The sequence below is a fragment of the Gordonia marina genome (genome assembly GCF_052036135.1).
Taxonomy (GTDB): domain Bacteria; phylum Actinomycetota; class Actinomycetes; order Mycobacteriales; family Mycobacteriaceae; genus Gordonia.
The window spans coordinates 92,121-105,246 of sequence record NZ_JBPSDN010000012.1 but is presented as its reverse complement, the minus strand read 5'-3'; the positions used below and the strand labels follow the sequence as shown (position 1 = coordinate 105,246).

The window sequence follows — 13,126 nt, the reverse complement described above, 5'->3', positions numbered from 1 at the left end:
CTTGACAATATGTTGTGTTTTCACAACACTTCGTTTTGTGAGTCCAGTACGGCAGGGCGAGAAACTGCCCATCTACAACCGGCTCGCCGTGCTGCGAGCCGAGCGCGGGCTGTCCCGTGCGCAGCTCGCGAAGCTGGTCGAGATCAACGTCCAATCGGTCGGCGCCCTGGAACGCGGCGACTACTACCCCAGCCTCGACCTGGCCTTCCGGCTCTGCGCGGTCTTCGAGCTGCCGGTCGAGGCCGTCTTCGCGCGCACCCCGTTCACCGCGATGTCGACCGAGCTCTACGGAAGGAGCACCGATGCCTGACCCGAATCTGACCATTCCGGCCGAGGCCACCCCCGACTGGCTGCTGCGCTACGCCGACTGGCGGGCGGTGCGGTACGAGCGCCGGATGGAGAAGACCCGCAAGGTCCTGCCCTCGCTGCGCACCCGGCGGGCCCGCCGGATCCTGGTGCTGATCCTGATCGCGGGCCTGTTGCTCGGCGTCGCCGCGTCGATCGCCGCCTTCTGGAGCCTGGCCGCCGCCGGGATCCCGTTCGTCGTCGGCGTCGTGGGCGCGCTGATCGCCCTGACGCTGGTCCGGATCAGCACCGGCGGCGTGGCCGACGCCCCGTCGGAGGCCCTGGACGAACTGCAACTGGCCCAGCGCAACGCCGCCCGGTCGTTCGCGTACATCCTGCTACTGCCGGTGATCATCGGCATCTACTTCGGCGCGATCGCCCTCAGCACGCGCGACTACGTGGCCGGCGACACCGTCGCCGCCCTCGCCTGGCTGCTGATCAGCGCGACCTTCGCCATCAGCTGCCTGCCGGAGATCCTGCTGACCTGGTGGCTGCCCGAGCCGTCCGATGACGAGGAGTGACCGACCGATGCCCGCCGCCCTGCACGTGGCCCACCTGACCAAGAACTACGGAGCGCTGCGCGCGCTCGACGACGTCGGCTTCACCGTCGCCCCCGGCGAGATCTTCGGTTTCGTCGGCAGCAACGGCGCAGGCAAGTCGACCACCATGCGGATCATCCTCGGCGTGCTCGCCGCGGACTCCGGCGAAGTGCGGCTCGGTGACGCGCCGATCGACTTCGCACGACGCCGCCGCATCGGCTACATGCCCGAGGAACGCGGCCTCTACCCGAAGATGAAGGTCGGCGCGCAGCTCGCCTACCTGGCCCGGCTGCACGGCCTGGACAAGCCGGCGGCGCAGGCCGCGGCGCGGGCGTGGACGCAGCGCCTCGGCGTCGAGGCCCGGTACGACGACAACGTCGCCGATCTGTCGCTCGGCAATCAGCAGCGGGTACAGCTGGCCGCGGCCCTGGTGCACGATCCCGACGTACTGGTGCTCGACGAGCCGTTCTCCGGTCTCGACCCGGTCGCCGTCGACGTGATGAGCGAGGTGCTGCGCGACAAGGCCGCCCAGGGCGTGCCGATCCTGTTCTCGTCGCACCAGCTGGAACTGGTGGAACGGCTGTGCGACCGCGTCGGCATCATCTCCGGCGGCCGGATCAAGGCGCTGGGCACCGTGGACGAGCTGCGCGCGACCGACGGCACCGTCCTCGAAGTGCGCGGCCCCGACCCGGCCACCCGCTGGGCCGACGGCCTGCCCGGCGTCGCCGCGGCCGACTACGCCCCGGAGCTCACCCGGCTGACCCTGACTGCCGGGGCCGACGACCAGCAGGTGCTGGCCGCCGCCCTCGCGCACGGACCGGTCCATCGCTTCGCCGCGACCGCCCCGTCCCTGACCGATCTGTTCCGAGAGCTGGTGTGAGATGACCCCCGACCGCAACAATCTCTGGATCATCGCCGTGCGCGAGATCACCGTCCGCGCCCGGGAACGGTCGTTCCTGATCAGCACCGCGCTGATGATCGCGGTGATCGTGATCGGCGCGATCATCTGGTCGGCGCTCGCCGGCCGCGACGGTGCCGACAAGATCGGCATGGTCGACGGCGCTCCCCCGCTCGCCGGGGCGATCACCCAGACCGGGGTCTCCACCGGGCACCGCGTCGTCTTCGTCGTCGTGAACGACGCGGCCACCGCGCAACGGCAGGTGGACGACGGCACACTCAAGGCCGCCGTACTGGCCGGGCCCGGCCGGCACTACACGATCCTGTCGAAGTCCGGGATCGACAGCGCCTTGGACGGCGTGCTCCGCGGCGGCATCTCGGCCTATCAGCTCGAGGCGTCGCTGTCTCAGCACGGTGTCACACTGACGGACCTGCCCCGCGCGACCATCGTCGACCGGCAGCTCGAACCCGCGAAACCCGACGTCGGGCAGCGCGTGGGGGTCGCGATGATCGGCGCGATCCTGCTCATGATGGCGGTGATGACCGGCGGGGTGATGGTGGCCGTCGGCGTCGTGGAGGAGAAGTCGTCGCGGATCGTGGAGATCCTGCTGTCGTCGGTGCGGCCGCTGCAACTGCTCTGGGGCAAGATCCTCGGCATCGGCGCGATCTCACTCGGTCAGGTGGTGCTGCTGGGCGCCACCGCGCTGATCGCCGGCAGCGCCACCGGCCTGCTCACGATCCCCGGCACCGCGGCCACCGTGTTCGCGGCGGTGATCGTCTGGTTCGTACTCGGCTTCCTGTTCTTCGCCGCGCTGTACGCGGCGATCGGCGCGATGGTCAGCAGGCAGGAGGAGCTCAACGGCGCGTCGACCCCGCTCACCTTCCTCGCACTCGGCGTGCTGTACTCCGGGATCTTCGGGATCCAGGCGCTCGATGCCACCTGGCTGCAGGTGCTCAGCTGGGTTCCGCCGTTCAGCGCCGTCCTGATGCCGATCCGGATCGCCACCGGCGACGTCGGCACGCTCGGCGTGATCGGCGGCCTCGCGGTGATGATCGCGGGCTGCGCCGCGGTGGTCTGGGCCGGGGCGCGGATCTACACGCACTCGGTGCTGCGCACCGGCAGCCGGACCAGTTGGTCGGAGGTCGGACGGATGCTGGCCCGGCGGTCGTAGCGGGCCGGGTACGACGACGGGCGGCGCACTCCCAGGGAGTGCGCCGCCCGTCGTATGTCTGCCTATGCGCCGAGGAGGTCGATCACGAAGATCAGCGTCTTGCCGGACAGGCGGTGGCCGCCACCGGCCGGACCGTAGGCCAGTTCCGGCGGGACCACGAGGCGGCGGCGTCCGCCGACCTTCATGCCGGGGATGCCTTCCTGCCAGCCCTGGATGAGCGCGCCGAGCGGGAAGTTGGCGCTCTGGCCGCGATCCCACGACGAGTCGAACTCCTCGCCGGTGTCGTACTCGACGCCGACGTAGTGGACGTCGACCATGCCGCCGGGGACGGCCTCGGCGCCGTCACCGATGATCAGATCGGTGATCTGCAGCTCGGCCGGGGCCGGGCCCTCCGGGAATTCGACTTCGGGTTTGGTGCTCATGATCAGCGGTTCTCCATCGGGGTGTAGTCGCGCTCGGTGTATCCGGTGTACAGCTGACGCGGGCGGCCGATCTTGGTGGCCGGGTCGGCGTGCATCTCGCGCCAGTGCGCGATCCAGCCGGGCAGGCGGCCGAGCGCGAACAGCACGGTGAACATGCGGGTCGGGAAGCCCATGGCCCGGTAGATGACGCCGGTGTAGAAGTCGACGTTCGGGTACAGCTTGCGCTCGATGAAGTAGTCGTCGTGCAGCGCGACCTCTTCCAGGCCCTTCGCGATGTCCAGGAGCTCGTCCTGCACGCCGAGGGAGGCGAGGATCTGATCGGCGGTCTTCTTCACGATCGCCGCGCGCGGATCGTAGTTCTTGTAGACGCGGTGCCCGAAGCCCATGAGCTTCACGCCGTCTTCCTTGTTCTTCACCTTGTTCATGAAGGCCGCGGTGTCGCCGCCGGAGGCCTGGATGTCTTCGAGCATCTCCAGGACCGCCTGGTTGGCGCCGCCGTGCAGCGGGCCCCACAGGGCGTTGATGCCGGCCGAGACCGAGGTGAAGAGGTTGGCCTGCGAGGAGCCGACCAGGCGCACGGTCGACGTCGAGCAGTTCTGCTCGTGGTCGGCGTGCAGGATGAACAGCATGTCGAGCGCCTTGGCGACGTCCGGGTTGACCTCGTAGGGCTCGGCCGGGAAGCCGAAGGTCATGCGCAGGAAGTTCTCGACCAGACCGTAGGAGTTGTCCGGGTAGAGGAACGGCTGGCCGACCGACTTCTTGTAGGCGTAGGCCGCGATGGTCGGCAGCTTGGCCAGCAGCCGGATGGTGGACAGCTCCACCTGCTCGGGATCCTTGGGATCGAGCGAATCCGGGTAGTAGGCCGAGAGCGCGTTGGCCGCCGACGAGACGACGGGCATCGGGTGCGCGTTGCGCGGGAAGCCGTCGAAGAAGCGCTTGAGATCCTCGTGCAGCAGCGTGTGCCGACGGATCTTGTCGGTGAACTCCTCCAGCTGATCGGTGGTCGGCAGCTCGCCGTAGATCAGCAGGTAGCTGACCTCGATGAACGTCGACCGCTCGGCGAGCTGGTCGATCGGGATGCCGCGGTAGCGCAGGATCCCCTCGTCGCCGTCGATGTAGGTGATGGCCGACTTGGTGGCCGCCGTATTGACGAAACCACCGTCGAACGTGGTCATCCCGGTCTTCGACAGGAACGGGCCGAGTGCGACCGAGTCGCTGCCCTCGGTCGCCTTCAGGATCGACAGGTCGATGGACCCGCCGGGGTACGTGAAGGTACCGGTCGCCTGTTCATCGGTCGTTGCTTTATCCGCGGACACACAAACCCCTTATAAACTCGCGGTCTGACCAGCTGTTGGTTACAAGCTAGTCGGCTGCCACTAGCGCCGCCCAATTGAGGGTCCCTCAGCAAGAATTCCGGGCGGCTGTCGTCGTCCGCTCAGCTTACCCACAGGGACTACGGTGGTGTCATGCGAGAGCTACCCGCGGGCGACGACGCGGTCCTGCTCGACTTCTCCGCCGAGCCCGATCCGGCGGCCGCCGCGGCGCACTCGGCGCGGGTCCTGCGCGCCGCCTCCGACGCCGGCATCCTGGACGTCTCCGACGCGATTCCGGCCGCCGCCACGGTGCTCGTATCGGCCCGGCGCGGGCACCGTATCGACGCGCTCGCGGTGCGTCGTGTCCTGCGCTCGGCGGGCACCTCGGCGACCGGTCCGGCCGGTGCCGGCGACCCCGAGATCGTGGTGCCGGTGACGTACGACGGCGCCGATCTCGGCGAGGTCGCCGCGCTCGCCGGAGTGACCCCGGAGACGGTGATCTCCGCTCACTGCGCGACGGTGTGGCGGGTGCAGTTCATGGGCTTCGCGCCCGGCTTCGGGTACCTGGTCCCCGACGTCTCCTCGCCGGCCGATGCGCGGGCCGTGTTCGACGGTCTGACGCGCCGCGCGCAGTCCCGTCCGGCGGTGCCCACGGGCTCGGTCGCGGTAGCCGCCGGTTACAGCGCGGTGTACCCCCGGACCAGCCCCGGAGGATGGTTTCTGTTGGGGCACACCGACATTCCGCTGTGGGATGTCTCCGCCGAACCTCCGGCGCTGCTGACCGCCGGCGCCACGGTGAGGTTCTCGTGCGCGGGCTGACCGTCGTCTCCCCCGGACCACTCGCCACCTTCCAGGACTTCGGCCGGCCGGGCTACGCGCATCTGGGCGTGCCGGTGTCCGGGGCCGCCGATCTGGGGTCGCTGCGGCAGGCGAACCGGCTCGTCGGCAATCCCGAATCCGCGGTGGCGATCGAGACCACTCTGGGCGGGTGGTCCGCGCGGGCCCGCGGGCACGTGGTGCTGGCCGTCACCGGACCGGCGACGGCGGTACGGATCGACGGACGCGTGGTCGGCAGTCACGCGGCGGTCGGGCTGCCCGACGGATCACTGATCGAGGTGCCCGCCCCGGCGCACGGCTGCCGCAACTACGTGGCGGCGCGCGGGGGGTTCGTCGTGCCGCCGATCCTGGGTTCGGCGTCTACCGACACGCTGTCGGGACTGGGCCCGGATCCGTTACGCGAGAGTGAGGAATTGCACATCGGCGAGACCGCTCTGGAGTGGCCGCCGGAGACCGTCGCGCCGGGGCCGCCGGCGCCGGGCCGCTACCACGAACTGACCATCCGACGCGGGCCCCGGTACGACGATCTGGCCGACCCGGCGGCCCTGTCCCGGATCACCTGGACGGTGAACCCGGCGAGCAACCGGATCGGTGTGCGGCTGGATGCTCTCGATGACGCCCTGCACCATCGCGCTGGCCTGCCCGCGCAGCCGTCGGAGGGGGTGCCGCTGGGCGCCGTGCAGGTGCCGCCGAGCGGCCAGCCGGTGCTCTTCCTGGCCGACCACCCGGTGACCGGCGGCTATCCGGTGGCCGCGGTACTCACCGCCGAATCGGTCGACCGCGCCGCCCAGCTGGTCGCCGGAGACACGGTGCGGCTCCACCTCGCTTGACACAGATGTATGATTTTGTGTCATGACCTCGGAGATGCTCGGCCCCGACTCCGTCACCTGGCGCTTCTTCGGCGGCTGGCGCGGCATGCTGATGGGTCTCTGGTCCGGGTCCATGCAGAACATGCACCCGAAGCTGGCGGCGGGAGTGTGGGACCACTCCGACTTCTTCGGCGAGCGGTGGGAGCGGCTGATGCGCTCGCTCTATCCGATCAGCGGCGTCGTCTTCGATCTCGATCCGGCCACCGGCCGGCAGGTCCGCGACTATCACCTGACCATCAAGGGCACCATGGCCGACGGCGGGCGCTACCACGCCCTCGACCCCGACGTCTTCTACTGGGCGCACGCGACCTTCTGGTACGGCAACATCCGCTGCGCGGAGGCCTTCGGCCCGCCGATCACCGAGGCGGACAAGCGCGCCCTGTTCGAGGAGTCCCGCACCTGGTATTCGATGTACGGCGTCAGCATGCGGCCGTGCCCGGACACCTACGAGGAGTTCCTGGAGTACTGGGACCACATGTGCCGCCACGTACTGCGCGATCACGACGCGGTGCGCACCGTCCTGGACATCACTCAGCTGCCACCGCCACCGTGGATGAAGCCGTGGATGCCGCAGTGGCTGTGGCGCCGCCAGGTCGCCGTCGTGCAGCGCGTGTTCCGGTGGATCACCACCGGCCTGTACGACGAACCCGTCCGCGAGATGATGGGCCTGACGTGGACTGCGTCCGATGAGCGGCGCTTCCGGCTGTTCGGCCGCCTCGTCGACCTGAGCCAGCGACTCACGCCGGACCGCTACCGGCGACATCCCCGGGCGCGCGACGCGTTCGACCGGGTGAGCGGCCGCGTCGCCGCCGATGCTCCCCTGCTGGAGACCCCGGCGCGCAACCTCCCGAGCGGCGCCGAGCGGGAGAACCCGATCCACTACTGCCCGGTGCACACCGCGCGTCGTGCACGGTTGCCGTGGCAGAGCAATGTCGTGAACGACTGACTGCGCGCGTCCGCGGATCCGCGCGGTCTTGCATCGTGCTTCCGCACATGCGCGCGCTGGGCGCGCCGATCCGCGGAAAGTCTCATGCCCCTCGCCGGGCCGCGAGATCGAGGTGCCAGCGGATCATGGCGACGGTCTGGGCGGGCCGCTCGACGATGTCGGCCCACGTGAAGTGGATGACCGTCCACCCCGCCGCCGAGAGTGCATTCCCGCGCGTGCGATCGTGCTGGAAAGCCTCGGCATCCGAGTGATACGACATGCCGTCGATCTCCACCGCGAGCCGCTGTTCCACGAAGGCGACGTCGACGGCGTAGCCGCCCACCGCCGAGTAGTTCAATTCGAACGGCGGCAGATCCGAGGACGACAGCAGATTCGTGAGCGCACGACGCTCCGCAACCGACCGCGCACCCGCTGCGGCCTCGTTGAGCATGGCGGCGACCGCACTCGCGCCGCGTCGGCCCGGATAGCGAGCATCCGCGGTGATGAGATCGGCGAGATCCACCGCCGAACTCTGCAGCGCGCGGTCCACGATCGCCATCCCGAGCGACGACGCCGAGTCGAGCACGGCGAGCGGAGCCGATACGGTCGCGAGATTCCTGACGACCGTGCGGTCGACCGCGTCCAGCTCGCGATACCAGAGGTTCACCCGGCCGAGGCCTGGTGAGAACGGCTTTCGTGAACTCCGGCTCCGCGGAACGGTCACGTGGACCGTCGCCGGCGGTCTCGGCCACAGGCCACGCCAGTACGCGGCCGAAGGCCCGCACAAGACAGCGCGGGGACCAGCACTCCACACGACCGCGCGAATCCTCGCACGCACCGTCATCAGGTGGTCCGCGGCGCGATATACCGAGGGACCGACCCGTTCCCACTCCCCGGACCTGCACTTCCGGGAGACGACGGACCGATGCAGACCGCACGCGCGTGTCTGTTTGAGGGTGATGACGCCATCCTGCCGTGCCAGGAGACGCCGCATCTTGGCCAGGTCGACAGTGGTCGGCGGCGCGTATTCAGCGGTGTCGGCAACGGTCATGGTTCTTGGACGCGCCAGACCCCCGACCGGTTCCACGACGCGCCGACGATCACCGCCACCCGGACCCCACGGACTCAGCAGGTTCGCGCGGTCGACCCGGATCGTCAGCGGATGCGCGCGCTGGGCGCGCCGATCCGCGGAACGACCTGACACCGTCAGGGCGTGTCGACCGGTTGCTCGTTCCGGGTGACGCGGTAGCGCCAGAACATCGGGAAGGTCAGGGCCGCGACGACGGTGAGGATCACCGTCAAGACACCGCCGCCGGCGAAGGTCACCGCGGTGCCGACCATCGCGGCGGAGGCGCCGTGGGCGACGTCGGCGATGCGCGGCCCACCGGCCACGACCACGATGAACACGCCCTGGAGACGGCCGCGCACGTCGTCGTTCGCGGCGGCCTGCAGCATGGTCTGCCGGAACGCGGCGGACGCCATGTCGGCGGCACCGCCGATCATCAGCGCGACCATCACGATCGGCAGCACCGGCAGCGCGGTGCCGTGCGCGAAGAACAGCGCACTGCCCGCGACGACGATCGACAGCCCCCAGATACTGATCGCGATCACCACCGCCCGGCCCTGGCGCTGCACGCGGGAGACCCAGCCGGAGAACACGCCGCCGAGTACCGCGCCCAGCGGGATGGCGATGAACAGCAGCGCGAACGCGTAGCCGCCGTCGGACGGCCCGCCGAAGCTCTCGTGCGCGATCTGCGGGAACAGCGCACGCGGCATACCGAAGATCATCGCGATCAGGTCGACCACGAACGACGCCAGCAGCACCGGATGGTGCCGCAGATACACCAGGCCGTCGATCACCGATCGCAGGCCGGGAGTGGACGGCGCCTCCCCGTCGCGCTCGGGGCGCAGCGACGGCAGCGCGACCACCGCCCACAGCGTCGCCAGCATGCAGATCGCGTCGGTCAGGTAGAGCAGCGAGAAGCCGAGGACCGGGATCAGCGAGGCCCCGACGAGCGGGCCGGCGATCGCACCGGCCTGCATCACGGTCATGTTGAGCGAATTCGCGGCGGGCAGCAGGTCGTCGTCGAGGAGGCGCGGAAGCACCGCCGTGCGCGTGGGCTGGTTGACCGCGAAGAACGCCTGTTGCACCGCGAAGAGGGCGAGCAGCGCCCAGACGTTGTTCCAGTCGAAGAAGGCCTGCACCCAGAACAGGACGGACGTGGCGATCAGGCCGAGGGTGGTGATGACAAGAATGATGCGGCGGTCGAAGACGTCGGCCAGCGACCCGCCCCAGAGCCCGAAGATCACCAGCGGCACCAGCCCGAAGACACCGGTGAGACCGACGTACGCCGAGCTGCCGGTGATCGCGTAGATCTGCGCGGGCACCGCGACGACGGTCAGTTGCGCGCCGATGACGGTGATGATGTTGGCCCACCACAGGCGCGCGAAGTACCGGTTGGCGAGTGGCCGGGTGTCGGCGAATATCTTCGCCACTCAGACCCCTTCCGGCGCCGGGCCGCCGGTCACGGCTGAAGACGGCGAGTGACCCACTCGCCGCCCTCGAATTCCGCGACGGCGCGGTTGTGCAGGCGGTCGGCACGACCCTGCCAGAACTCGACGCGCCAGGGCAGCAGCCGATAGCCGCCCCACTGCGAGGGAACCGGGACGGGCTCGGCGTCGCCGAATTCGGCCGCCACCCGCGCGGCCTGCGCTTCGAGCGCGGCCCGCGACTCGATCGGCTCCGACTGCGCCGACGCCCGCGCCGACAGCTGCGATCCGCGCGGGCGCGCGTTCCAGTAGGCCGCGGTCTCGGCCGGGTCGACCTTCTCGACGGCGCCGCAGAAGTGGACCTGTCGTTCCAGGGCGATCCACGGGAAGGTGACCGACGCGACGGGGTTCGCCTCCAGGGCACGGCCCTTGGCCGAGTCGTAGCCGGTGAAGAACACGATCCCGCGCGGGTCGGCGCCCTTGCAGAGGACGGTCCGGGTCATCGGGATGCCGTGGGCATCGGCGGTGCCGAGCACCATCGCGTTCGGCTCCGGGATCCGTGCGGCGACGGCCTCGCCGAGCCAGCGCTGGAACAGCCCGAGCCACGGCGGATCCCCCGTCAGCCACGACGGATCCAGATGGTCGACGACGCCGTCGGCGCCCGCCGTGGAGGCCGCCCCGTAGCCGACGCGCATGTTGGGAAGATCCAGTTCGCTCACCTCTCGGATGCTACTGACCGGCGTCCCCGCGGTTCAGCCGAGGTCGCGCCGCGAGTAGGCGGCCGCACCGACGGCGCCGACCGCGACGGCGAGCACGCTCATCACGGTCAGCGGCAGCCACGCCCCGGACGGCACCGGGACGGCGGGCGTGTGCGTGAAGGGCGAGACCTCGCGCAGCCAGTGCGGGAGACCGAACATCTCGGCCAGCGGGCCGAGCGCGAAGGCGATCAGCAGGATCGGCCAGCCGGCGAGGGCCAGCGCCTCGTGCGCGGCGTACGCGGCCAGCACCACCGCCACGGTCAGCGCGACCGCCGGGACGGCCACCGCCGCACCGGTGAACGCGATGCGCGCGGTGTGCGCCCATCCACCGCCGGCCAGCCCGGCGCCGACGGTGATGCCGGTCGCGGACGCGACCAGCACCGCGAGCGCGGCGGTCAGCGCCGCTCCGGCGTAGACGACGTAGTAGCGCAGCCGCGAGACCGGCGCCGACAGCAGCAGCTCGGCGCGGCCCGACCGCTCCGCCGAACGCATGGCGATCACCACCCCGACGCCGCCACCCGCCGCCGCGACCGCCAGGAAGACGCCCATCGTCGACAGGAACATGTCGGTCAGCGTGCCGCCGCCGGCCGACGCGATCACCCGCTGCACCACCTCGTTACCTGTCGCCAGCGACGCCACCTGCGTCGACAGCACACCGACGACCAGTGCGTACAGCCCGGTGCCACCCGCCCACGACACGGCCACCACCCGGGTCAGCCGCTCCACGATGCCCGGCAGCGACCAGTGCCGCGGGCCGCGGCTCGGTCCCGGACGCCGCACGAACAGACCCGCGCCGAGGTCACGGCGCCGTCGCACCCCGGCGGCCACCGCGCAGCCGGCGGCGAACACCGCGAGACACGGCAGCACGAGCCAGAGCCGGTCGGCGCCGAACGGGTCCATCCGCTCGGCCCAGCCGACCGGGGTGAGCCAGCGGAGCCAGCTCACCGCGGGCACCGTGTCGGCGACACCGCGCAACAGGTAGCCGCCGACCACCACAGCACTGCCCGCCAGCGTGGCGGCGTGCGCACTCGCCGCCACCTCGGCGGCGATCAGCGCGGTGCCCGCGGCCGCCAGTCCCACGCCCCAGTATTGGGCGAAGACGGTCGCGACCGGCAGCGCGCCGCCGCCGTACGCGGCGATCACCCCGGCCATCGCCGCGCTGGTCGCCGTCACCAGCACGGTCACCGCGATCATCGCCGACAGCAGCGGTGCCAGCGGTCCCACCGCACCGGCGAGCACCATCTCGGTGCGCCCGGCCTCCTCTTCCCGCCGGGTCTGCCGCACCACGGCCATCACCGCGCAGACACCGAGCGTCGCGATCATGAACAGGCCGGCGCGCCAGGTGGTGAGGGCGGCGACCGCGTCGTCGTCCGGAATCGGCCCGAGCAGGAAGACGAACATGGCGCTCGCGCTCAGGCCCGACCGCAGCTGGGCGATCTGCTCCGGGTGGGCGTACATGGTCTTGATCGACGCCGCCGTCGAGACGTTCATCAGCGCGAACACGACCACCGTGACCGGGGTGATGATCCGTTCGGCGCGCAGTCCGGTGCGCAGCAGCAGCGGCCAGCCCGCCACCGGAGCGTTCACGGCGCGCCCACCCCGTAGGTCTGCAGGAACAGGTCCTCCAGGCTCGGCGGCGTGATCGACACCGACGACGGGTCGAGCGCGGCGAGCCGCGACAGCACGTCGCCCAGCGCGGCGGCGTCGACCGTGAAGACCAGCGACTCGCCGTCCCGCGACAGGTCGTGCACGCCGTCGACCCCGGCCAGGGTCTCCGGACCCGCGGCGGCGGCGGAGACCCGGACGCTGGACCGGCGCAGATGCCGCAGCTGGTCGAGCGGTCCGGCGAGCACCGTGGCGCCGTCGCGGATGATGGTGACGGTGCTGCACAGCTCTTCCACCTCGGACAGCAGATGCGAACTCATCAGCACCGCGGCGCCGCGACTCGCCCGCTCCCGCACGGCGAGGGTGAACTCGCGGGTCATCAGCGGGTCGAGGCCGGAGGTGGGCTCGTCGAGCACCAGCAGGTCGGTGTCGGTACAGAGCGCCGCGATCAGTGCGACCTTCTGCCGGTTCCCCTTGGAGTAGGTCTGCGCGCGTTTGCTCGGATCCAGGTCGAAACGCTCGATCAGTTCGGCGCGGGACGCGGCCGCGGCGGCCTGCCGCCCGCGCAGGGCGAGCAGCAGATCGATGCATTCGCCGCCGGTCAGGTGCGGCCAGAGGGTGACATCGCCGGGCACGTACGCGAGACGACGGTGCACGGCGACCGCATCGCGGTGCGGGTCGTGCCCGAAGAGGCGCACCTCGCCGGCATCCCGGCGCAGCAGGCCGAGCAGGATGCGGATCGTCGTCGACTTGCCCGCACCGTTCGGTCCGAGGAATCCCGCGACCTCACCGGGCGCCACGGACAGGTCCAGTCCATCGAGGGCCACGAACCGGCCGAAATGCTTGACCAGACCTCGAACGTCGACCACTGCGTTCATCGGGAATACTCCTTGGCAGACACGGAGCGGGCACGGAGACCGTCGTGTCTCTCATTGAACACCCGGCCGGGCACCC

General features: G+C 70.6%; 15 protein-coding genes. 8 read left to right on the top strand and 7 right to left on the bottom strand.

Features of this window, described 5'->3' with window-relative positions; all coding sequences use genetic code 11:
• Positions 1–37 precede the first annotated feature (37 nt).
• From ACSEEN_RS10015 to ACSEEN_RS10000, 4 genes are read left to right on the top strand one after another with little or no spacing between them, the layout of a single operon-like run.
• Complete coding sequence (locus ACSEEN_RS10015; protein WP_440713089.1) at positions 38–310, top strand: helix-turn-helix transcriptional regulator; 273 nt, start codon at positions 38–40, stop codon at positions 308–310.
• Positions 303–866: a hypothetical protein gene (locus ACSEEN_RS10010; protein WP_440713088.1), complete on the top strand. Its 564-nt coding sequence runs from the start codon at positions 303–305 to the stop codon at positions 864–866. The genes ACSEEN_RS10015 and ACSEEN_RS10010 overlap by 8 nt, the downstream gene beginning before the upstream one ends.
• Positions 867–873: 7 nt before the next feature.
• Entirely contained in the window at positions 874–1,764 is an 891-nt protein-coding gene (locus ACSEEN_RS10005) for an ABC transporter ATP-binding protein (protein ID WP_440713087.1), read from the top strand.
• Between the two features lies 1 nt (position 1,765).
• Positions 1,766–2,953: an ABC transporter permease gene (locus ACSEEN_RS10000; protein WP_440713086.1), complete on the top strand. Its 1,188-nt coding sequence runs from the start codon at positions 1,766–1,768 to the stop codon at positions 2,951–2,953.
• 62 nt (positions 2,954–3,015) lie between these two features.
• Here ACSEEN_RS10000 and ACSEEN_RS09995 read toward each other — a convergent pair whose 3' ends face one another.
• Positions 3,016–3,375 (bottom strand): FKBP-type peptidyl-prolyl cis-trans isomerase, encoded by a 360-nt coding sequence (locus ACSEEN_RS09995; RefSeq protein ID WP_247866424.1) that lies wholly within the window; start codon positions 3,373–3,375, stop codon positions 3,016–3,018.
• A 2-nt stretch (positions 3,376–3,377) separates the two neighbouring features.
• Positions 3,378–4,691, bottom strand: coding sequence for a citrate synthase (locus ACSEEN_RS09990; RefSeq protein WP_440713085.1), 1,314 nt, complete (start codon positions 4,689–4,691; stop codon positions 3,378–3,380).
• A 150-nt stretch (positions 4,692–4,841) separates the two neighbouring features.
• Here ACSEEN_RS09990 and ACSEEN_RS09985 point away from each other — a divergent pair, with 150 nt between their 5' ends.
• From ACSEEN_RS09985 to ACSEEN_RS09975, 3 genes are read left to right on the top strand one after another with little or no spacing between them, the layout of a single operon-like run.
• A complete protein-coding gene (locus ACSEEN_RS09985) occupies positions 4,842–5,507 on the top strand; it encodes a 5-oxoprolinase subunit B family protein (protein ID WP_247866422.1) in 666 nt (221 codons plus the stop codon).
• Positions 5,495–6,355: a 5-oxoprolinase subunit C family protein gene (locus ACSEEN_RS09980; RefSeq protein WP_440713084.1), complete on the top strand. Its 861-nt coding sequence runs from the start codon at positions 5,495–5,497 to the stop codon at positions 6,353–6,355. Before ACSEEN_RS09985 ends, ACSEEN_RS09980 begins: the two co-directional genes overlap by 13 nt.
• A gap of 22 nt (positions 6,356–6,377) precedes the next feature.
• Positions 6,378–7,340, top strand: coding sequence for an oxygenase MpaB family protein (locus ACSEEN_RS09975; RefSeq protein WP_440713083.1), 963 nt, complete (start codon positions 6,378–6,380; stop codon positions 7,338–7,340).
• A gap of 82 nt (positions 7,341–7,422) precedes the next feature.
• Here ACSEEN_RS09975 and ACSEEN_RS09970 read toward each other — a convergent pair whose 3' ends face one another.
• Positions 7,423–8,313, bottom strand: a complete 891-nt coding sequence (locus ACSEEN_RS09970; RefSeq protein WP_440713110.1) for a PDDEXK-like endonuclease domain-containing protein — start codon at positions 8,311–8,313, stop codon at positions 7,423–7,425.
• On the opposite strand from ACSEEN_RS09970, the gene ACSEEN_RS09965 reads away from it, so the two are divergent.
• Positions 8,245–8,520 carry a hypothetical protein gene (locus tag ACSEEN_RS09965; protein ID WP_440713111.1) on the top strand — a complete coding sequence of 92 codons (276 nt, stop codon included), beginning with the start codon at positions 8,245–8,247 and terminating at the stop codon, positions 8,518–8,520. The genes ACSEEN_RS09970 and ACSEEN_RS09965 overlap by 69 nt on opposite strands.
• A 5-nt stretch (positions 8,521–8,525) precedes the next feature.
• Here the strand turns inward: ACSEEN_RS09965 and ACSEEN_RS09960 are convergent, their stop codons facing one another.
• The 4 genes from ACSEEN_RS09960 to ACSEEN_RS09945 are packed head-to-tail and all read right to left on the bottom strand — an operon-like array spanning position 8,526 to position 13,050.
• A complete protein-coding gene (locus ACSEEN_RS09960) occupies positions 8,526–9,815 on the bottom strand; it encodes an MFS transporter (RefSeq protein ID WP_371307498.1) in 1,290 nt (429 codons plus the stop codon).
• Positions 9,816–9,844: 29 nt separating this feature from the next.
• Positions 9,845–10,504 (bottom strand): pyridoxamine 5'-phosphate oxidase, encoded by a 660-nt coding sequence (pdxH, locus tag ACSEEN_RS09955; protein ID WP_440713109.1) that lies wholly within the window; start codon positions 10,502–10,504, stop codon positions 9,845–9,847.
• Positions 10,505–10,561: 57 nt separating this feature from the next.
• Positions 10,562–12,154, bottom strand: a complete 1,593-nt coding sequence (locus tag ACSEEN_RS09950) for an efflux permease Rv1217c-related protein (RefSeq protein ID WP_440713082.1) — start codon at positions 12,152–12,154, stop codon at positions 10,562–10,564.
• Positions 12,151–13,050 carry an ABC transporter ATP-binding protein gene (locus ACSEEN_RS09945; protein ID WP_440713081.1) on the bottom strand — a complete coding sequence of 300 codons (900 nt, stop codon included), beginning with the start codon at positions 13,048–13,050 and terminating at the stop codon, positions 12,151–12,153. Before ACSEEN_RS09945 ends, ACSEEN_RS09950 begins: the two co-directional genes overlap by 4 nt.
• Between the last annotated feature and the right edge of the window lie 76 nt (positions 13,051–13,126).